The sequence below is a fragment of the Mycobacterium sp. P7213 genome, from assembly GCF_900604305.1.
Taxonomy (GTDB): Bacteria; Actinomycetota; Actinomycetes; order Mycobacteriales; family Mycobacteriaceae; genus Mycobacterium.
In genome coordinates this window covers 45745-65538 of sequence record NZ_UWOA01000019.1, presented here as the reverse complement: position 1 = coordinate 65538, position 19794 = coordinate 45745, and the positions used below count along the sequence as shown (strand labels likewise).

At 67.2% G+C, this 19794-nt stretch carries 22 protein-coding genes; 8 read left to right on the top strand and 14 right to left on the bottom strand.

Features of this window, described 5'->3' with window-relative positions; all coding sequences use genetic code 11:
• Nucleotide 1: 1 nt before the first annotated feature.
• Both EJK91_RS09420 and EJK91_RS09415 read left to right on the top strand, forming a co-directional pair.
• Nucleotides 2-1471 carry a flavin-containing monooxygenase gene (locus EJK91_RS09420; RefSeq protein WP_125078794.1) on the top strand — a complete coding sequence of 490 codons (1470 nt, stop codon included), beginning with the start codon at nucleotides 2-4 and terminating at the stop codon, nucleotides 1469-1471.
• Entirely contained in the window at nucleotides 1468-2364 is an 897-nt protein-coding gene (locus EJK91_RS09415) for a MerR family transcriptional regulator (protein WP_024440715.1), read from the top strand. Before EJK91_RS09420 ends, EJK91_RS09415 begins: the two co-directional genes overlap by 4 nt.
• Before the next feature lie 19 nt (nucleotides 2365-2383).
• On the opposite strand, the gene EJK91_RS09410 is transcribed toward EJK91_RS09415, so the two are convergent.
• From EJK91_RS09410 to EJK91_RS09395, 4 genes are all read right to left on the bottom strand, one after another.
• On the bottom strand, nucleotides 2384-2653 hold the full coding sequence (locus EJK91_RS09410) for a metal-sensitive transcriptional regulator (protein WP_024440716.1): 270 nt from the start codon (nucleotides 2651-2653) through the stop codon (nucleotides 2384-2386).
• Nucleotides 2654-2723: 70 nt separating this feature from the next.
• Nucleotides 2724-4070: a salicylate synthase gene (locus EJK91_RS09405; protein ID WP_024440717.1), complete on the bottom strand. Its 1347-nt coding sequence runs from the start codon at nucleotides 4068-4070 to the stop codon at nucleotides 2724-2726.
• A gap of 171 nt (nucleotides 4071-4241) precedes the next feature.
• Nucleotides 4242-4730, bottom strand: a complete 489-nt coding sequence (locus EJK91_RS09400; RefSeq protein ID WP_046300209.1) for a hemerythrin domain-containing protein — start codon at nucleotides 4728-4730, stop codon at nucleotides 4242-4244.
• Complete coding sequence (locus EJK91_RS09395; RefSeq protein ID WP_125078793.1) at nucleotides 4727-5752, bottom strand: Rieske 2Fe-2S domain-containing protein; 1026 nt, start codon at nucleotides 5750-5752, stop codon at nucleotides 4727-4729. The genes EJK91_RS09400 and EJK91_RS09395 overlap by 4 nt, the downstream gene beginning before the upstream one ends.
• 484 nt (nucleotides 5753-6236) lie before the next feature.
• Here EJK91_RS09395 and EJK91_RS09390 point away from each other — a divergent pair, with 484 nt between their 5' ends.
• Complete coding sequence (locus EJK91_RS09390) at nucleotides 6237-6539, top strand: hypothetical protein (RefSeq protein ID WP_046300211.1); 303 nt, start codon at nucleotides 6237-6239, stop codon at nucleotides 6537-6539.
• A gap of 31 nt (nucleotides 6540-6570) precedes the next feature.
• Here EJK91_RS09390 and hemW read toward each other — a convergent pair whose 3' ends face one another.
• The 3 genes from hemW to EJK91_RS09375 are packed head-to-tail and all read right to left on the bottom strand — an operon-like array spanning nucleotide 6571 to nucleotide 8732.
• Nucleotides 6571-7752 (bottom strand): radical SAM family heme chaperone HemW, encoded by a 1182-nt coding sequence (hemW, locus tag EJK91_RS09385; RefSeq protein ID WP_125078792.1) that lies wholly within the window; start codon nucleotides 7750-7752, stop codon nucleotides 6571-6573.
• Nucleotides 7753-7800: 48 nt separating this feature from the next.
• On the bottom strand, nucleotides 7801-8196 hold the full coding sequence (locus EJK91_RS09380) for a transglycosylase family protein (RefSeq protein WP_125078791.1): 396 nt from the start codon (nucleotides 8194-8196) through the stop codon (nucleotides 7801-7803).
• Entirely contained in the window at nucleotides 8193-8732 is a 540-nt protein-coding gene (locus EJK91_RS09375; RefSeq protein ID WP_239651248.1) for a hypothetical protein, read from the bottom strand. The genes EJK91_RS09380 and EJK91_RS09375 overlap by 4 nt, the downstream gene beginning before the upstream one ends.
• On the opposite strand from EJK91_RS09375, the gene EJK91_RS23175 reads away from it, so the two are divergent.
• From EJK91_RS23175 to EJK91_RS09360, 4 genes are all read left to right on the top strand, one after another.
• Nucleotides 8629-9021 (top strand): Ms4527A family Cys-rich leader peptide, encoded by a 393-nt coding sequence (locus EJK91_RS23175; protein WP_444850806.1) that lies wholly within the window; start codon nucleotides 8629-8631, stop codon nucleotides 9019-9021. The two genes, EJK91_RS09375 and EJK91_RS23175, sit on opposite strands and share 104 nt — an antisense overlap.
• Nucleotides 9022-9134: 113 nt before the next feature.
• A complete protein-coding gene (locus tag EJK91_RS09370; RefSeq protein ID WP_125078790.1) occupies nucleotides 9135-10814 on the top strand; it encodes a nitrite/sulfite reductase in 1680 nt (559 codons plus the stop codon).
• The gene (locus tag EJK91_RS09365; protein ID WP_125078789.1) at nucleotides 10811-11554 is read left to right on the top strand and encodes a phosphoadenylyl-sulfate reductase; all 744 of its coding nucleotides are present in this window, start codon (nucleotides 10811-10813) and stop codon (nucleotides 11552-11554) included. Before EJK91_RS09370 ends, EJK91_RS09365 begins: the two co-directional genes overlap by 4 nt.
• Nucleotides 11533-12273, top strand: coding sequence for a sirohydrochlorin chelatase (locus tag EJK91_RS09360; RefSeq protein ID WP_046301780.1), 741 nt, complete (start codon nucleotides 11533-11535; stop codon nucleotides 12271-12273). Before EJK91_RS09365 ends, EJK91_RS09360 begins: the two co-directional genes overlap by 22 nt.
• Before the next feature lie 12 nt (nucleotides 12274-12285).
• Here the strand turns inward: EJK91_RS09360 and EJK91_RS09355 are convergent, their stop codons facing one another.
• From EJK91_RS09355 to EJK91_RS09330, 7 genes are all read right to left on the bottom strand, one after another.
• Nucleotides 12286-13065, bottom strand: coding sequence for a hypothetical protein (locus EJK91_RS09355; RefSeq protein WP_125078788.1), 780 nt, complete (start codon nucleotides 13063-13065; stop codon nucleotides 12286-12288).
• 258 nt (nucleotides 13066-13323) lie between these two features.
• Nucleotides 13324-14361 (bottom strand): sulfate/molybdate ABC transporter ATP-binding protein, encoded by a 1038-nt coding sequence (locus tag EJK91_RS09350; protein WP_046301782.1) that lies wholly within the window; start codon nucleotides 14359-14361, stop codon nucleotides 13324-13326.
• Entirely contained in the window at nucleotides 14358-15170 is an 813-nt protein-coding gene (gene cysW, locus EJK91_RS09345; RefSeq protein WP_024440726.1) for a sulfate ABC transporter permease subunit CysW, read from the bottom strand. The genes EJK91_RS09350 and cysW overlap by 4 nt, the downstream gene beginning before the upstream one ends.
• 1 nt (nucleotide 15171) lies before the next feature.
• Nucleotides 15172-16023, bottom strand: coding sequence for a sulfate ABC transporter permease subunit CysT (gene cysT / locus EJK91_RS09340; RefSeq protein ID WP_024440727.1), 852 nt, complete (start codon nucleotides 16021-16023; stop codon nucleotides 15172-15174).
• Nucleotides 16020-17003 carry an extracellular solute-binding protein gene (locus tag EJK91_RS09335; protein ID WP_036457166.1) on the bottom strand — a complete coding sequence of 328 codons (984 nt, stop codon included), beginning with the start codon at nucleotides 17001-17003 and terminating at the stop codon, nucleotides 16020-16022. Before EJK91_RS09335 ends, cysT begins: the two co-directional genes overlap by 4 nt.
• A 174-nt stretch (nucleotides 17004-17177) precedes the next feature.
• Nucleotides 17178-17276, bottom strand: coding sequence for an Ms4533A family Cys-rich leader peptide (locus tag EJK91_RS23115; protein ID WP_346773465.1), 99 nt, complete (start codon nucleotides 17274-17276; stop codon nucleotides 17178-17180).
• 132 nt (nucleotides 17277-17408) lie between these two features.
• Nucleotides 17409-17606 (bottom strand): hypothetical protein, encoded by a 198-nt coding sequence (locus EJK91_RS09330; protein ID WP_369797563.1) that lies wholly within the window; start codon nucleotides 17604-17606, stop codon nucleotides 17409-17411.
• Between the two features lie 131 nt (nucleotides 17607-17737).
• Between EJK91_RS09330 and EJK91_RS09325 the strand changes: the two genes are divergently transcribed.
• Nucleotides 17738-19789: a glycoside hydrolase family 15 protein gene (locus EJK91_RS09325; RefSeq protein WP_024440730.1), complete on the top strand. Its 2052-nt coding sequence runs from the start codon at nucleotides 17738-17740 to the stop codon at nucleotides 19787-19789.
• Nucleotides 19790-19794: the final 5 nt, after the last annotated feature.

Below are 19794 nucleotides of genomic sequence, written 5' to 3'. Positions count from 1 at the left end.
CGTGGCCGGCGGGCATACCTACCAGACACTGATCGTCGGCGCCGGCTTCAGCGGAATCGGCGCGGCGATCAAACTGGCCGAAGCCGGCCTGGGCGGCGAGGGCGAGATCATCATTCTGGAGCGCAGCGACCGGGTGGGCGGGACGTGGCGCGACACCCGCTATCCCGGTGCGGCGTGCGACATTCCGTCGCTGTTGTACTCGTTTTCCTTCGTTGCCAACCCCGGCTGGTCACGGGCCTACCCTTCGGCGGGCGAGATCTGTGCGCACATCGAGGACATGGTCGACCGGTTCGACCTGCGCCGCCGTATTCGGTTCGGCACCGAGGTCACCGGACTGGCTTTCGATGAGAGCACCGGCGCGTGGACGGTAGCGGCCGGTCGCAAGAAATTTCGGGCCCGCACAGTGGTGCTGGCGGCCGGGCCGCTGCCGGACTCCAGCTTCCCGGCGCTGCGCGGCCTGGAGAGCTACACCGGTCACAAGATCCACAGCGCTCGCTGGGATGACGACTACGACGTCACCGGTAAGAAGGTCGCGGTCATCGGAACCGGTGCCAGCGCGGTACAGATCATCCCGGAGCTGGTCGAGCGCGCAGGATTCGTCAAGGTCTTTCAGCGCACGCCGGGGTGGGTGATTCCCCGACTGGACATGGCCATGCCGGCCGCGGTGCAAGAGTTGTTCGCCAAAGTCCCAGCGGCCCAACAGCTTGCCCGCCAGACCCTGTTCTGGGGTCATGAGGCCAGCGCCACGGCACTGGTGTGGAACACCCCGCTCAGCGGACTGGTCGCCCAACTGGGCAAAGCGCACCTGCGCGCGACGGTCAAGGATCCGTGGCTGCGCCGTCAGCTCACCCCGGACTTCACCCCCGGCTGCAAGCGCATGCTGATCTCCAGCGACTACTACCCGGCGCTACAGCGCGACAATTGCAAGCTCATCTCCTGGCCGATCGCCACGCTCAGCCCGTCGGGCATTCGCACCAGCGACGGCGTGGAACACCACCTGGACGCCATCGTGTTCGCGACCGGCTACGACGTGCACCTGACCGGCCCGCCGTTTCCGGTCACCGGACTCGGCGGCCGGTCGCTGGCCAGCGACTGGAGCGGCGGCGGTCAGGCCTTCAAGAGCATTCAGGCCCACGGCTACCCCAATCTGTTCTTCATGACCGGCCCGAACTCAGGGCCGGGCCACAACTCGCTGCTGGTCTACGTCGAAGGCCAGATCGACTACGTGGTGCGTGCTGTCGGCGCGATCCGCCGCGGAAGCCTGCGCTACCTCGACGTGCGTGACGCTGTGCAACGCCGCCACAACGAGCAGATTCAGCGACGGCTGGGCAAGACGACCTGGATGTCGGGATGTCGCAGCTGGTACCTGACCGAGGACGGCTTCAACGCGTCGATGTACCCGGGGTTCGCAACGCAGTATCTTCGGCAGATGCGCAGTTTCCGCCTGTCCGACTACCACGCGGTGGCATGAGCACACCGGATCGTCCCGCCAAGCCCGAGTCCATCGCCGCGGTGCTGGCGAACCTGCGGCGGCTCCCGCGCCGGGTGCGACGCGAGTCCCGCGAAGTGGTCGAGGCCGCGGTCACGCAGCTCTTCGAGATCGTGGTACGCCACCCGGGCGGCAACACGGCATCCCGGGAGTACCGGATCGACGACCTGGCCCGATTGGGCGGCACCACCACCCGCAACGTGCGGGTGTACCGGGACCGGGATCTGCTCCCACCGCCGCGACGTGTCGGGCGGATCGCGTTGTACAACGACACCCACCTGACCCGGCTGCGGCTGATCACCTCGATGCTCGACCGCGGCTACACCATCGCGCACGTCAAAGAGATGATCGGCGCCTGGGAGCAGGGCAAGGACCTCGGCGACATCCTGGGATTGGAAAGCGCGATCGCCGGTAACTGGACCACCGAACGGCCTGAGACCATGCCACGTGCGGAAGCGGAGCGGCGGATCGGCGACCCGCCGGCGATGCGGCGACTGGTGGCGCTCGGTGTCATCCGCCTCAACGAGACCGACTCGCTGGCCACCATTACCCGACCCAAGCTGATCGACGCCTTCAATGAGGTCCGCGGCTACGGCATCGCCATCGACAAGCTCATCGACCTCTACGAACAGACGTTGCCGCACATCGATGCGATCAGCCAGATGCTGGTGCGGGCCGGGGCCGAACATGTGCTGACCCGACTGCAGCCTGGGGCGCCGCTGCCGGCCGACACCGAGATCGCCGAGCTGATCGGCATGTTGGTGCGATTCCGCACCCAGGCCGTCGCCTCGGTCACGGCCACCTTGGCCGGATCCATCGAGTCGACCATCGAGTCCATGGTCAGTGGCCTGCTCGCCGAGTCACTGATGCAGTGACCCGAGCCGAGAGCTCGGGTTAGGCCAGGGCGAGGAACAGCTTCTCCAGCTCGTCCTCGGAGAGCGGCGCCTTGCCTCCGGCGGCTTCGCCGGCCAGACACTCCCGCAGGCCACTGGCGACGATCTTGAAACCCGCGCGGTCCAGCGCCCTCGAGACCGCGGCCAACTGGGTGACCACGTCTTTACAGTCGCGGCCGGCCTCGATCATCGCGATCACTCCGGCGAGCTGGCCGTGCGCACGGCGCAGCCGGTTCAACACCGACTTGACGCTGTCTTCGTCATCGAGCACGTGAGGTCCTCTCCCCGAGCTGCCTGTTATACCCTATAGGGTATCTCACCGCCCGGGGGGAACCGCGGATTCAGCGCTGGGCGATCAGATATGGCGCCAGCGTCGCCAGCTTCTCGCAGGTCTCCTCGAATTCCCGCTCGGGCCGCGACTCGGCGATGACGCCCGCTCCGGCCCGCAACCAGCAGCGCCCGTCCCGCTCGTAGGCCGCCCGCAGCGTCAACGCGGCATCGAGACCACCGTCGGCCGAGAACATCACCACCGCACCGGAGTACAGGCCCCGTGGGCAATCGTCGAGCCGCAGGATGGCGTCGATTCCGGCCGATTTCGGGATCCCTGACGCGGTGACAGCAGGGAAAAGCGCTTCCAGGGCATCCATCCGGTCTCGGGCGGGATGCAGCCGACCGCGCACCGTCGAGCCCAGGTGCTGCACGCTCCCGCGCTCGCGCACGGTCATGAAGTCGCCGACGACGGCACTGCCCGGCTCGGCGACCTCGGTGATCTCCTCTACCGAAGTGCGGACCGAGATCGCATGCTCCACGATTTCCTTGGCATCGGATTCGAGCTCGGCTCGAGCCACCGCGTCGATCGCGGGGTCGCCCGTGCGGGCACGGGTCCCGGCCAGCGGCTCGGTGACCACCACGCCGTCGCCGCGCACCTCGGCTACCAGCTCCGGGCTGTATCCGAGCGCCCGGATCCCGCCCAGCCGCAACAAGAACGACCGAGCCGGCGTGTTGTGCCGCCGTCCCAGTCGGTAGGTCGAAGGAAAGTCCAGCGCAAACGGCACGTCTACGCACCGCGACAGGATCACCTTGCGGTAGGCACCTGCGCGGATCTCCTCGACCGCGGTCGCCACCCGATCGCGATAGCCGGCAGCCTCGACGTCGACCACCACCGGCGAGGGCGCGGCCAACGTGGGAACCCCGTCGGCCAACAGCCGCGCCAGCACCGCGAATGCGCGGTCGCTGTCTCCGAACAGCTCGACCTTCTCGGCGGTGACAACGATGCGGGTCTGCGGCCAGAACACCCGCGCCAGCGCGGTACCCGGCGCCAACCGCTCCTGCAGCCCGAACCGGTAGGTGCCGAATTCAAAAGCCACCCAGCCGAATACCTCAGCGGCCTCCAGCAGCAACCGGTCCACTGCTTCGCCGAGCACTGCGGCCGGCCGGCCCCGCCAGTGTTCGCGGCGAACCACCCCGTCGCGGACCGTGCGCAGCTCGTCACTGTCCAGCTCGACGGCGGCCCGCACGCCGGCGGCCAGAGTCCAACGTCCGCCACGCTCGTAGAGCAGGTATTCGTGGCCGTCATGCTCCGGCAACTCAGCGGCCAGCGCGGCAGCCAGCTCAGCCGGCTCGACACCCGGCGGCAACAGCACCGACGACGCAGCTTCGGAGACTGTTTCGACACCCACCTCGGACACGATTAGTAAATGTAGCCTAACCTACGCAGCGAGGTGCGCCTCGCCCCACGAAAGCCGTCGGTAGCGCTGGGCCATCCGCACGACCCGCTGCGCCCGGCTCCGCCGCGCTTGCGATCGCTGGGCCATCCGCACGACCCGCTGCGCCCGGCTCCGTCCGCGCTTGCGATCGCTTTAGAACGCCTTCAGCAGCGCTGTTCGCGCCTTGACATGCAGCTGCTCGAACTTCGAATTGCGCTGCCGCTCCATCTCCGCGGCCATCCGATTGCCCAGTTCTTCCAACTCAGTCTCCGACAAGTCGACCGGCGCCGGAGGGGGCACCAGGTCGCGCTCCTCCTCGTCGGCATGGGCCTCCAAGACGGTGAGGAAGGAGTTCCACTCATCGACATGGCGAGGCGAGCTGGCCGGTGTCCGCAGCGCTACCGCGAGCTGGTCGTAGATCTGCCGATGCTCGGCGTGTGCGATCGCGATCAGCTTGCTCGCGGCCGCCAGCGCCGGGTAATAGATGTCGTCCTCGATACGCATGTGGATGGTGAACTCCCGCAGCAGGTCATCGAGAGCCTGCTGCCGCTCGGGCGACCCAACCGGTGCGCCCTTGAACCGGGAGCCCAAGCCGCGCAGCACGTTGTGGTGGGCCCTCAGCACGTCGTAGGCATTGCTCACTGGACAATCTCCTTCTCGGTCGCGATTGCGGGGCACTCCAGGGTCTGCGGGGCGAGATATTTGACCCGACCCTCACCAAGCGGTGTCACCGCGCCATCGCGCAGTTCGACCATCCCGTCGCGCACCCGCGCCTGATAGCAGGGCAGCGGAGCGGCAGACGGTCCACGCAGCACGGCACCGGTTTCCACGTCGAACTGCGAGCCGTGCCAGGGGCACACGATCCGGCCGCGGTCGACCCAGCCGTCTTCCATCGGCGCGGCCAGGTGCGGGCACAATCCGGCGAATGCCGAGACGCTGTCGTCGGTGCGGCAGAGCACCACCGCGACGCCGTCGACGTCGATGCGCTTAGGTTTCTTGCCGGCTGGCAGTTCCGCCTCCGGGAGCACGGGCGTCCAGTCATCGATGCGCAGCCGATCGCCGGACTGGTCGATGCCGATTCCGGAGCCGAATACCAGGGCGCCGCCCAGGAACCCGCTGGCAGAGGTGATGCCATAGCCGACCGCACTGGTCACGATGCCCCGCAGCTGCCGCCCACCGCGCCGGTCCCGCCAGGACTGGATGTACAGACCCGTGGCGACGAGGTTCAGCACGCCGTGCACCAGCCCGATACGCCGATCCTTGTCGTGGGTGTGCTGCCAGTCGGTCACCCCGGTGGCCGCGGAGGCGAAGTTGGCCGCAATCCCCAGCCCCAGGGCACGCTGGGCGAATCGAGACGCGTCAAGCACTTCTGCCGCAGACCTGCTCGGCAGCAGACTCAGCGCATCCAGGGCGACGGTCGTCCCGATGGCGCCGGTGGTCAGCGATGCCAACGGCGGATGCACCGGGTGCCCCAACCACACGCCGTTCAAGAAGTTGGTCACCCGATCCCGGGCCCCACCCAAGGCGTTGAACCCGAAGCTCAGCACGTTCTCCAGCCGGTAGCTGGGCCGGTCCATCCACTCTTGTCGGCCGAGGATCTCCAGCACTCGCCCGCCGGCGCCGTGCGCCCGGTCCGTGGCGCCTCGCGCCCGTTGAACTGCCATCGCGTCGGTCCTCCATCTGCCCCAGCCATACTTTGTTTGAGACTCGTTTGCGGAGCCATAAACTAGATCGTATCCTCATCTGCGTTTTCGTACAACTAACGGATTACGATATTGCTGTTCACGCCCGACGGTCGCTGCGAACAGCGCCGACGCTACATCTCATGCCTACACGAAAGCTGTTGTTTTCCATCGCATAGGCTGTGGCAACGAGCGCCGCTCCGGTGCCTGCATGACAGTTCTTGCAACGTCACGGCAAGATTGCTGAGAGTATGATGGTAGCGAGTTTTCCCAATAATCAGCGAGCAGCTGGCAGCACACAATAATCCGCATTTGCGGTTTCGCTATTAGCCCTTCGCCCGCCCGCCGGACCAGTGACGGCGGGCCCAGCGACTCGATGGCAGTGATGCGTTACGCGCGTTCACAATTCGGTATCAGTCCTCACACAACCGTTGGCAACGCCGAAATCCGCGCGGACTCTGGAGTCATGCTAAGTATTCGCAAACTCGTCGGATCGGTGTTCGTGGCGACAGCCGCCGCGGCGATCGCGCTCGCCCCGACAGGCGTGATGCTGAAGACCGGCTCGGCGGACACACCAGGCACGACAGCAGTCGCCCAACCGCACGGTTCCGGCGGCCCGGACGGCAACGGCGGCGGAGGCGGCTGTGGCCATGACGCCGGTTGGCAGGGCTGCGGCGGTTTTGTCCCCGGCCAGGGCGGTTTCGGGCACGGCTGCTTCAACGGCATCTGCGGCAGCTGGGACGGCAACCGCGGTTGGTTCAGCGGCTGAGCGGCCGCTGGACCTACCTGCCGGCGACCCGCTATCCCAGCAGGGAACGCACCACCGCGTCGGCCAGTAGCCGCCCGCGATCGGTCAGCACCAGCCGCGTGCCGTCGGTGTGCAGCAGCCCATCGCCGATCGCGGTCGCGGCGCGCTCGCGCTCCTGGGCATCCAGATCCGCCAGCGCCAGCCCATCGCGCAGCCGCAGCCGCAGCATCACGTCCTCGGTGTGCCGGTCGGCATCGGAGAGCTCTTCGAAGCCGGCCACCGGTAGTGCACCCTGCTCCAGCAGCTGCGCGTAGGTGTTGGGGTGCTTGACGTTCCACCAGCGCAGCGCGCCGTCGTAGCTGTGCGCGCCCGGCCCCGCACCCCACCATCGGCCGCCGTTCCAGTAGCCCATGTTGTGCCGGCAGGCCGCGCCGGGCCGGCACCAGTTGGACACCTCGTACCAGTCCATCCCCGCCGCCCGCAGCCGGCTGTCGACCAGCTCATAGCGATGCGCCGCCACATCGCCCTCGGGGGCGGGTAGCTCGCCCTGCCGCACCCGACGGGCCAGCGCGGTGCCGTCCTCCACGATCAGGCTGTAGGCCGAGACGTGATCCACACCCGCCTCGAGCGCGGCGTCCACCGAACGCAGCAGATCGTCATCGGTCTCGCCGGGGGTGCCGTAGATCAGGTCGATGTTGAGGTGCTCGAAGCCGGCGGCCCGCGCCTCGCGCGCCGCCGCGACCGGCCGCCCCGGCGAATGGATGCGGTCCAGGGTGGCCAGGACGCGCGGCGACACCGACTGCATGCCCAGCGACACTCGGGTGTAGCCGGCGGCAAGGATCGTCTCGAAAAACGCCGGCGACGTCGACTCGGGGTTCGCCTCGGTGGTGACCTCGGCCTCGTCAACCAGACCGAAGTGCTTCCGCACTTGGTCGAGCACGCGCGCCAGCCGCGGCCCGCCCAGCAGCGACGGCGTGCCGCCCCCGACGAAGACCGTGTCGGCCGGCCGGGGACCCAACCGGGCTGCGGCCAGTTCCAGTTCCTTGTCCAGCGCCGCTACCCAGGCGTCAGGGTTTGCGCCGCCGAGCTCCGCCGGGGTGTAGGTGTTGAAGTCGCAGTAGCCGCACCGGGTGAAACAGAACGGCACGTGCACATACACCCCGAACTGGCCGTCGAGGCCGCGCCGGGCCGGCGCCACGTCGGGCAACGCTACGGCAGGCGGGGTCAGGGTCATCGGGCTCGATCATCCCACGACATCGCGGCGGCGGTGTTCGTCGGCGCCTCAGTCGGCCCGCGCGCCGGTCCCCGGGGTGTCCTGGTAGAGCGTCGTCACATAGTGGGCCAGTGAGCCGACCGGCGCGGCCGCACCGGCACCGCCGCGCGACACGCATCCCGACCACGTCACCGGACCACGGTTGGCCATGATGCGCTTGGCGACGGCGATCTGCTGTTGCTTGGTGGCCTGCGAGGGCAGTCCCACCCCGCCGTTGGCGCCCCAGTCCGCGGCGCTGATCCGCAGCCCGCCGTAGCCGCCGTCGCCGGCATCGGCCGACCAGTTCCCGCCCGACTCGCAAAGAGCGATGGCTTCCCAGTCGATCGGGTCGGCGCCGGCCGTGCCGGACCATTCGGCGGCTCCGACCAGCAGCACGCCGACGGTCAGCGCTGTGAACTTCCTCATACCAACTCCACCTTGCTGGCCAGCCAGCGGCCGTCGACCTTGTCCATGGTCATCCGGATCCGGCTGTGGTCGAGCACGGGTTCGGGGTTGTCGGCGTTGCGCACCGCCTGGTCGACCAGCAGCACCACCACGGCGTGGCTGCGGTCGGCGGTTTTCAGCACAGCCTCGGCAACGTACCCGCGCGCCGTCGCCCTGTTGTCGATCAGTTGCTGACGCAGCTGCACGCTGGAGCGGGTGTGCATGGTCCGCAACTGGCCGGTCGATCCGTCGGTGAGGTCGGCGAAATCGCGATCAACGTTGTCGGCGTCGATATTGCTCAGCCGCAACACATATGCCTCGGCGGCCTCCAGCGCCTGCTCACCGGCGAGATGGGTTTGGTAATGCTGGACCGCCAACCATCCGCCGCAACCGACGGTGGCCGCCAGCGTCGTCATGGCCAGCCAGCGGCGCAGCTGTGCACGGCCGCTCGTGCGCGGTGGCGGGTCGGCCACCGGCGGTGGTTCCCACGCCGGTTCCCATCCGAAGTCGACACTCACGTATCCCACCCGCCTTCCGATCGGCTACCTGTCCGCGGTGGCCCGACGCCGAGTGCCACCGCCCCCGAGCCGTTCCGATCCGCTCCCCCGGCTCGACCGCCGTAGCATCGAGCACCAGATGAGTTTTGCTCACGCTGATCACAACTTTGCGCCGGTAAGGAAGATTTTCGGCATCCATGGCATAATCGGCGCTGTGACCGCCGCCTACTGCACCTCGTCCGGGGTCGCCTTGGTGGCTCGGCGGCATATCGATTTCAAGCGTGTCTGCAGCTGTCGCTGTCTGCCTTGATGTCGTAGAACCGCCCACCTGTATTTTCCAGCTGGCCGCCGGATCTGCGTCGCCGGTGACAGTCGCCGGTGAACCGCGCGCAATCCCGCCGGCTCCTCTTTGAAGGAGAATTCATGACCGCCACTCCGACTGCTCCCCCGAGCAGGGCAAAGCGCAGCGAAGCCCAATGGGCGCTCGGCGAGACCGAACCGGTCAACCACAACGAGCAGTTCAAGCAGGAAGACCCGGCGCTGAACGTGCAGGCCCGGATCGTCGACGTGTACTCCAAGCAGGGGTTCGACTCCATCACCAAAGATGACCTGCGCGGGCGCTTCCGCTGGATGGGCCTCTACACCCAGCGCGAGCAGGGCTACGACGGCACCTTCACCGGCGACGAGAACGCCGACCTGCTGGAGGCCAAGTACTTCATGATGCGGGTGCGCTGCGACGGCAAGGCGCTGTCGGCCGCCGCGATGCGGACACTGGGTCAGATCTCGGTCGACTACGCCCGCAACACCGCAGACATCTCCGACCGCAACAACCTGCAGTATCACTGGATCGAGATCGAGAAGGTCCCGGAGATCTGGGACCAGCTGGACGCGGTCGGGCTGCAGACCATCGAGGCCTGCGGCGACTGCCCGCGTGGCCTGCTCGGGTCTCCGCTGGCCGGGGAATCGCTCGACGAGGTGCTCGACCCGTCCCCCGCACTCGACGAGATCGTCCGCCGATACATCGACAACCCGGAATTCGCCAACCTGCCACGCAAGTTCAAGACCGCCGTCTCCGGTCTGCCGGACGTCGCCCATGAGATCAACGACATCTCCTTCATCGGCGTCAACCACCCCGAGCACGGCCCCGGCCTGGACCTGTGGGTCGGCGGTGGCCTGTCCACGAACCCGATGCTGGCCCAGCGGCTCGGCGCGTGGGTGCCGCTGGATGAGGTGCCCGATGTCTGGGAGGCCGTCACGAGCCTGTTCCGCGACTACGGCTACCGCCGGCTGCGGTCCAAGGCCCGGCTGAAGTTCCTGGTCAAGGACTGGGGAGTCGAGAAGTTCCGCGAAGTTCTCGAGACCGAGTACCTCAAGCGCCCGCTGATCGACGGGCCGGCACCCGAGCAGCACACCGCGACCGTCGACCACGTCGGGGTGCAGAAGACCCGCAACGGCCACAACGCGGTCGGGGTGGCCCCGATCTCGGGCCGGGTGAACGGTGCCACGCTGCTCAAGGTGGCGGAATTGATGGAGCAGGTCGGTTCCGACCGGGCCCGGTTCACGCCGTACCAGAAGCTGGTCATCCTCGACGTTCCCGACGACAAGGTCGACGGCCTGGTGGCCGAGCTGGACGCGCTGGGCCTGCCGGCCAATCCGTCGCCGTGGCGACGCAACCTGATGGCCTGCACAGGACTGGAGTTCTGCAAGCTGTCGTTCGTCGAGACCCGGGTGCGGGCCCAGAGCCTGGTCCCCGAACTCGAGCAACGCCTCGACGACCTCAACGCCGTCCTGGACGTGCCGGTCACGGTCAACATCAACGGCTGCCCGAACTCGTGCGCCCGCATCCAGGTCGCCGACATCGGGTTCAAGGGCCAGATGATCGACGACGGCAACGGCAATTCGGTCCCCGGCTTCCAGGTGCACCTCGGCGGCAGCCTGGGCGCCGACAGCGGGTTCGGCCGCAAGCTGCGTCAGCACAAGGTCTACAGCGACGAACTCGGCGACTACATCGAACGGGTGGTGCGCAACTTCATCAAACAACGCAGCGCCGGTGAGCGTTTCGCGCAGTGGGCGGTGCGTGCCGAAGAAGACGATCTGCGATGAGACCCCACAGCGAAGCGGAGTTGCGCGAGCTGGCCGCCAAGGGCGCGGCCGAACTCGACGGCGCCAGCGCCACCGAGCTGCTGGAGTGGACGGATGCGAATTTTGGCGGGGTGAACGGGCTCGACGCTTCGGGCCGACCCGCCTCCGCCAGCAACTACGTGGTGGCCTCCAACATGGCCGACGCGGTGCTGGTGGATCTGGCGGCTAAGGTCCGCGCGGGGGTTCCGGTGCTGTTCCTCGACACCGGCTACCACTTCGCCGAGACCATCGGCACCCGCGACGCGGTGGAGTCGATGTACGACATCCAGTTGGTCAACGTCATCCCGGAGCAGACCGTCGCGGAGCAGGATGCGGCCCACGGTAAAGACCTGTTCGGGTCCAATCCGGCGTTGTGCTGCCGGTTGCGCAAGGTCGAGCCGCTGTCTCGCACCCTGCGCAACTACTCGGCGTGGGTCACCGGGCTGCGTCGGGTGGAAGCGCCAACGCGTGCCAACGCACCGCTGATCAGCTTCGACGAGCAGTTCGGTCTGGTGAAGGTCAACCCGATCGCGGCGTGGTCCGACGCGGAGTTCGACGCGTACATCGCCGCAAACAATGTGCTGGTCAACCCGCTGATCGAGGAAGGTTACCCATCGATCGGCTGCGCGCCGTGCACGATCAAGCCGGCGGCCGGCGCCGATCCGCGCAGCGGACGCTGGGCCGGGCTGGCCAAGACCGAATGCGGGCTTCACGCCTCGTGACCACCACGCTGGTGCTGACCGCACACGGCAGCCGGGATCCGCGCGCGGCGGCCAACACTCGCGCGATCGCGGGGCACCTGCGCCGGGTGGCGCCCGAACTCGCCGTGCGCGTGGCGTTCTGCGAACACAGCTCCCCCAACCTGAGCGATGTGCTGCGCGAGACCAGCCACGCCGGCGGTGACACCATCGTCGCCCCCCTGCTGTTGGCCAGCGCCTACCACGCCCGCGTCGATATTCCGGCGATGATCGCGGAGTCCGGCGTCGCCGTGCGGGTCGCTTCGACGCTGGGCGAGGACAGCCGCCTGGTGCAGGTTCTCGGCGAACGCCTGTCGAGCGCCGGGGCTTCGCGATTCGACCCGGAGCTGGGTGTGGTGGTGGTCGCGGTGGGCTCGTCGCGTCCGGTGGCCAACGCGCAGACCGCCACGATCGCAGCCCCGTTGTCTCGCGGAACGCGTTGGGCCGGAGTGGAAGTCGCCTTCGCCACTGAGGGCCCCCAGCCGTCGGTGCCGGAAGCCGTCGAACGGTTGCGGGCACGCGGTGCCACCAAGCTGATGATCGCTCCGTGGTTCTTGGCCAACGGCAGGATCACCGACCGGGTCGCCGCCTACGCCGCACAGGTGGGAATCCCGATAGCCGAGCCGCTCGGCGCGCACCGCCTGGTGGCCGCGACCGTGCTGGACCGAGTGGAGACCGCGCTGGCCACCGAGCTGGCTGCCTGATTGGGACTATGACTACGTGCCGGTGACAGCGCGTGCCAGCCCTACCACCATGTCGGCAAGCCCCTTCGCGACGTTGTGGGCGACTTCGGTCGCGAACTTCGCTACCGGCAGTAGAGGGTCAGTGGCCCAGCCGATCCAGGTGCCAACGGTGTAGATCCAGCTGCCAACGATATATAGGGGCGCGATGAAAAGGTCGTTGATGAAGCGAAATACTGTGTCCTCCACTTGATTGTGCAGCTGGAGAGGATCTGCCCAGGGCGCATTCATGTCCGGAAGATTGCCGATGCCGCCTGGAAAGCCGCCGCCCCCGGGCACGCCCATACAACTATTCATATCGCCGGTGAGCTCCCAACACTGCATTATTTGCAGGCTCTTTGCGAGGTTCTCGTAATACGGGTCGTAGAACGCACGTTCCTCTGGGGAGAGGTAGACCCGCTGCGAGGCGTAGTTCGCCAACATCGCTTGGTAGTACTGGATTTCTTCGTGAAGACCCGGAGGAACCGTCGTGGCCGCAGCCGGACCGGCAACCTCGTGAGTCGCACCGAACTCCTCCGCTCCCACCACCGGTAGCGTCGACGTACCGGAGTCCGCATCCACCACAGGACCGGTCTCCGAAGAGAGCTGAGCCAGGGGGCTATCGAGGTCCAGCTGCGGCTCGAAGATCAGCCCATCCGGCGTCGACAGCGAGTCCGCGTCGGTGCTGATGTCCGCCACCGGAACGGCGGTGTCCCCCAGCACGTCGTCGAAGTCGGGAATATCGGCGTGCGCGCTGCCGACGAACAGCATGGTCATCCCCAGCGCCATGGACGCCGTTGCGGCCCGCCCGGCGCGACGCCGCTGCGGCCGGTTGCCAAGGCGAGAAGACACCAGCACCCCCTGAGTATGGGAATCACCTGAACTGAACGTGAGCAAAACTTAGCTGAAGGGTGGTCTCAGGTCAACTAATCGGGACCAGAATCCAGATAATAGGCAGCGACGCGTCACTCGTGGATTCACGGATTCCGGACGGCCCGCACCAAGGCGGGCCTTGCCCGGACACATCTGGCGCCGCTACGCCGGCACCGCCGGCGCGCCTACTGCCGCCACGTCACTCAACGGAGGCACCCGGGTGGCCCGCACGTAGACGGTGTCCCCCTCGGCCAGTGCGAGCGCTTCGGCGTCGCCGCGGGTGATCTGGGCGGTGAACGGCACTCCCGTGGCGGCGTTGGTGAGCTCGACCCGTACTTCGAAGCCCAAAGTCACCACCCGGTCGACGGTGGCACGCAAAACCCCGACCCCGTCGGCGCCGTCCACGGTGGCCGCGGACACCGCCATATCGGGGGTGCGGCCGACCCGGATGTCGTGCGGACGGACCAACGCTCCGTTGAGCGAGGACACCGCGCCCAAGAACGACATGACGAACGCGTTCGCCGGAGCGTCGTAAACCTCGGTCGGGGTACCGAGCTGCTCGATACGGCCCTGGTTCAGCACGGCGATCCGGTCCGCGACGTCCAGCGCCTCGGCCTGATCGTGGGTGACCAGCACCGTGGTGACATGCACCTCGTCGTGCAGCCGGCGCAGCCAGGCCCGCAGGTCTTCCCGGACCTTGGCGTCCAGCGCCCCGAACGGCTCGTCGAGCAGCAACACCTGCGGGTCCACCGCGAGGGCACGCGCCAGGGCCATCCGCTGACGCTGACCGCCGGACAACTGGTTGGGATAGCGGGTCTGAAAACCGCTGAGTCCCACCACTTCCAGCAGGTTGTCGACCTTTTCCTTGATCTCTGCCTTGGGCCGCTTGCGAATCTTGAGCCCGAACGCCACGTTGTCGCGCACCGTCATGTGCTTGAAAGCCGCGTAGTGCTGAAAGACGAATCCGATCCCGCGCCGCTGCGGCGGCACACCGGTGACGTCGACCCCGTTGATGGTGACCGTTCCGCTGTCCGGGTGATCCAGGCCGGCGATGGCCCGCAGCAGCGTCGACTTACCCGAGCCGCTGGGGCCCAGCAGCGCCGTCAGCGAACCCGACGGGACCGCGAAGTCGACGTTATCCAACGCGACGAAGTCGCCGTAGCGCTTGTTCGCCCCACGCACCGTGATTGCGTTGCTCATTTGTCTCCCTTTCCGGCCCGAACGTCGAGCACCACCTGAACGATCAAGACCAACACCGACACTGTCATCAGCAGCGTGGACAAGGCGTAGGCGCCGTATTCGGCGCCGCGGTTGTAGCGGTCAGAAACCAGCAACGTCAGCGTCTGGGATTTTCCGGGCAGGTTCGACGACACGATCAACACCGCACCGTACTCGCCGAGGGTGCGCGCCACCGTCAGCACGATCCCGTACGTCAGCCCCCAGCGGATCGACGGCAGCGTGATCCGCCAGAACGTCTGCCACCAGCTCGAGCCCAGCGTGGCCGACGCCTCTTCCATGTCGGTGCCCAGTTCGTGCAGCACCGGTTCGACTTCCCGGATCACGAACGGCAGCGTGACGAAGATGCTGGCCAGCACGATGCCGGGCAGACCGAAGATGATCTTGAAGCCCCAGTCGTTCTCGACGAAGCCCAACAGCCCAGCCGATCCCCACAGCACGACCAGCGCCACGCCGACGATCACCGGAGAGACCGCGAAGGGCAGGTCGATAATCGCCTGCAGTGCGCCCTTGCCGCGGAATTTATTGCGCGCCAACACCAATGCGGTCGGAATGCCGAAGATGACGTTCAGCGGCACCACGATGGCCACCACCAGCAGCGACAGCTGCAGCGCTGAGATGGCAGCCGGGGTGGAGATGTAGTCGAAGAACTGCCCGAACCCGGGCGCGAAGCTGCGCCACAGGATCAGCGACACCGGGACGACCAACAGCAGCCCGACGTAGGCCACCGCCAGGAACCGGAACAGATAGCGGAATTTTCGTGTCGACGTCATATCAGGACCTCTCCTGCCGCTTGCTCACGCGCGATCCCAGCACCCGCAACGCGAGCAGCACCAGGAAGGAAACCGCGAGCAGCACCAACGAGATCGCCGCCGCCCCGGTCCGGTCGTCGTTCTCGATCAGGGTGCGGATCCACTGCGAGGAAACCTCGGTCTTACCGGGCACCGCGCCACCGATCAACACCACCGAGCCGAACTCGCCGATCGCCCGGGAGAACGCCAGTCCCGCCCCCGTCAACAATGCCGGAGTCAGCGCCGGCAGCACCACGGCGCGGAAGATGGTCAGCCCGGAGGCACCCAGCGACGCGGCCGCTTCCTCGACCTCCCGGTCGATCTCCAGCAGCACCGGTTGCACCGACCGCACCACAAAGGGCAGCGTGACGAACGCCAACGCCAGGCCGACGCCCCAGGCGGTGTGCTGCAGGTGCACGTGCACCGGGCTGGCGGGGCCGTAGAGCGCCAGCATCACCAGGCTCGCGACGATGGTGGGCAACGCGAACGGCAGATCGATGATCACATCGATGAAGCGCTTGCCAAAGAAGTCGTCGCGCACCAGAACCCACGCGATCAACAGGCCGAACACCAGGTTGAGCACGGTGACGCCGGCCGCGATCGTCAGCGTCACCCGGAACGACTGCAGCGCCGCGTGCGAGGTGACCGCCAACTCGAAGGCGCGCCATCCACCGCCGCCGGCCTGCCAGGCGATCGCTGACAGCGGCGCCAACACGATCAGCGACAGCCACACCGTGGCGGCACCGACGCGCAGCGACACCCCTTCACGCCGGAACCTGGAGTGCGACCCGCCGTCGCCGAGCCGAGTCTCCTCGGTGACCGGTACGGCGCTCATCCGGTGACCCGGGTGTAGATCTTGGTGATGGCGCCGTTCGACTTGTCGAAGAGCGAGTTGTCGACAACGTCCCACCCGCCGAGATCGGCGATGGTCCACAGCTTGTCGGGATCCGGGAACGCGTTTCGGAATTCCTCGGCGATGCTCGGGTCGGCCGGACGGAACCCGGCTTCGGCCCACAGCCGCTGCGCCGCCGACGTGTACTGGAAATTCTTGAACGCGGTGACGGTGTCAAGGTGGCGACTGGAGGTCACCACAGCCAACGGGTTTTCGATCTTGAAGGTCTGCGACGGGTTGACGTGCTCCACCGGCTTGCCCTTGCGCTCGACCGCGATAGCCTCGTTCTCATAGCTGATCAGCACGTCGCCACTGCCCTGCAGGAACACGTCGGTGGCCTCGCGACCGGAGCCCGGGCGCAGCTTGAAATGGTCACCGACCAGCTTCTCGATGAAGTCCAGGCCGGCCTGCGGGTTCTTGCCTCCCTCGCTCTTGACGGCGTAAGGAGCCAGCAGATTCCATTTGGCAGATCCAGAACTCAGCGGGCTGGGGCTGATCACCTCGACCCCGGGCCGCAATAGGTCGTCCCAGTCGTTGATGTGCTTGGGGTTGCCCTGCCGCACTACCAAAGTCACCACCGAACCGAACGGGATACCCCTGGTGACATCGGCGTTCCAGTCCTCGGCGACCTTGCCGGCCTTCACCAATCGGGTGACGTCGGGTTCCACCGAGAAGTTCACGATGTCAGCGGGTTTGCCGCTGGCGACCCCGCGGGACTGATCGCCCGATGCGCCATATGAGGTGACGACCTGAACGTCGGCGCCCTCCTCGGTGTTGTAGAAGGCTGGGATCACCTTGCTCCAGCCGGGTTCTGGAACCGCGTATGCCACCAGCGTCAGGGTGGTGTGCGCTTCGGAGCGCTCGCCACCTCCGACGACATCGCTGGGTCCGCCGCCACACCCGGCGAGTGTGGTGACTGCCATGGCGGTGGCCAGGGCCAGCGCGATGCTCCGCGCGATGGTGTTGGGCATTGATGACCTTTCGTGCGATCCGTATCGACGTCGGCAAGAATGCTTGTCCGTCGGATCGCGAAAGGCGTTCGATTCTCCAGAACGTGCGTCAACAAAGACGACACCGGTACGCCGACGGGTGCGGTATCAGCGACAACAGTGCAGGTCGGCCACAGCGGAAGTGATCACGGCGAGCTTCGGGAACGCCAAAAACTGGCGCTGCCGGTCACCGGTCGCTGCGAACATGCGGGGAAGCATAACAGAGGCCGGGGCGGGCAGCGTCCAGCCCGGTGCAGCGGGCCTAGCGGGTCAGCAACCAGCTGACGATCACCAGCACAATCAGCCCGACCAGCACCAACGTCACCTGCGAACGAGGCATCAGCGGACCCCACCGTCGCGACCGTGCCGGACTCGTTCCCGCACCCGAATTCCCTCTCCCAGCACCGCGTCCAGCGCCGAGGCAAGACCGTAGGCCAGCAACAGCACCACCGGCATCACCACCGCGGTCTGTACCACGAAACCGAGGCCCGACAGCCACAGCTCAACACCGTCCCACCAGCCCAGGAAGCCCACCACCCCCATAACCTTAGCGGCGATCGCAAGTGCGGCGAAGCGGGTCGCCGCCGTGGCCGTGGCGAGCCTGCGGCCGGAGCCACGATCGGCCGATCCGGGTAGACGTGCGGCATGCCGCCAGAGATGATGACGGCATGGACCTGCACACCCCGCCGGGCGATGCACCCGCCAAGACCGCCTCGGAGACCCCCGCGTCCACCGGAGGCACCAGCACCGCGGCTCCGACGCCACCCCCGTTGTCGGCGACCGCCCCAGTGCCGTATGCGGCGACACCGAGTTCGGTCCGCAATCCGTTTCCCCCGATCGCCGACTACGCGTTTCTGTCGGACTGCGAGAACACCTGCCTGATCTCGGCAGCGGGATCGGTGGAGTGGATGTGCCTGCCGCGCCCGGACTCCCCCAGCGTCTTCGGTGCGCTGTTGGACCGCAGCGCCGGACATTTCCGGCTCGGGCCCTACGGGGTGTCGGTGCCCGCGGCCCGCCGCTACCTGCCCGGAAGTCCGATCATGGAAACCACGTGGCAGACCCACACCGGCTGGCTGATCGTGCGGGACGCGCTGGTGATGGGCAAATGGCACGACATCGACGCACGATCGCAGACTCACCGGCGCACCCCCACCGACTGGGACGCCGAGCACATCCTGCTGCGCACGGTGCGTTGCGTCAGTGGCACCGTCGAGCTGACCATGAGCTGCGAGCCGGCGTTCGACTATCACCGCACCAGCGCCACCTGGGAATACTCGGCCAACGCCTACGGCGAGGCGATCGCGCGGGCCCGGCAGAATCCGGATGCCCATCCGACCCTGCGACTGACAACGAATCTGCGGCTGGGACTGGAGGGCCGTGAAGCCCGGGCCCGCACCCGGCTGACCGAGGGGGATGACGTCTTCGTGGCCTTGAGCTGGTCGAAACACCCCGCGCCGCAAAGCTATGCCGAAGCCGCAGACAAGATGTGGAACACCACCGAATGCTGGCGGCAATGGATCAACATCGGCAACTTCCCCGACCATCCGTGGCGCTCGTACCTGCAGCGCAGCGCGCTGACGCTGAAGGGTCTGACGTACTCGCCGACCGGGGCACTGCTGGCTGCGCCCACCACATCGCTGCCGGAAACGCCTCAGGGCGAACGGAATTGGGACTACCGATACAGCTGGGTGCGCGACTCGGCATTCACGCTGTGGGGCCTGTACACACTGGGCCTAGACCGCGAGGCCGACGACTTCTTCTCGTTCATCGCCGACGTGTCCGGCGTGAACAACGGACAACAACACCCGTTGCAGGTGATGTACGGCGTCGGCGGGGAGCATGAACTGGTCGAGCAGGAGTTGGACCACCTGTCCGGCTACGACAACGCCCGTCCGGTGCGAATCGGCAATGGCGCCTACAACCAGCAACAGCACGACATCTGGGGCACCATGCTGGACTCGGTCTACCTGCACGCCAAGTCTCGCGAGCAGATCCCAGAAACCCTGTGGCCGGTGCTGAAACGTCAGGTGGAAGAGGCCATCAAGCACTGGCGCGAACCCGACCGAGGCATCTGGGAGGTGCGCGGCGAACCGCAGCACTTCACCTCGTCGAAGGTGATGTGCTGGGTGGCGCTGGACCGCGGGTCGAAACTGGCCGAACTGCAGGGCGCGGTCTCCTACGCCAAGCAGTGGCGGGCGATCGCCGAGGAGATCAAGGCCGACGTGCTGGCCAACGGAGTGGATTCCCGCGGCGTGCTGACCCAGACTTACGGCAGCACCGCACTGGACGCATCGTTGCTGCTGGTGGTGCTGACCCGCTTCCTGCCGGCCGACGATCCGCGGGTGCGCGCCACCGTCATGGCGATCGCCGAAGAACTCACCGAAGACGGCCTGGTGCTGCGCTATCGCACCGAGGAGACCGACGACGGGCTGTCCGGCGCCGAGGGCACCTTCACCATCTGCTCGTTCTGGCTGGTATCGGCACTGGTGGAGATCGGCGAGGTGAGCCGGGCCAAGCACCTGTGTGAGCGGCTGCTGTCGTTCGCCAGCCCGTTGCATCTCTACGCCGAGGAGATCGAGCCCCGCACCGGCCGGCACTTGGGCAACTTCCCGCAGGCCTTCACCCACCTGGCGCTGATCAACGCGGTCGTCCACGTGATTCGGGCCGAGGAGGAGGCCGACTCCACCGGCGGTTTCCAGCCCGCGAACGCGCCGATGTAGTGCGC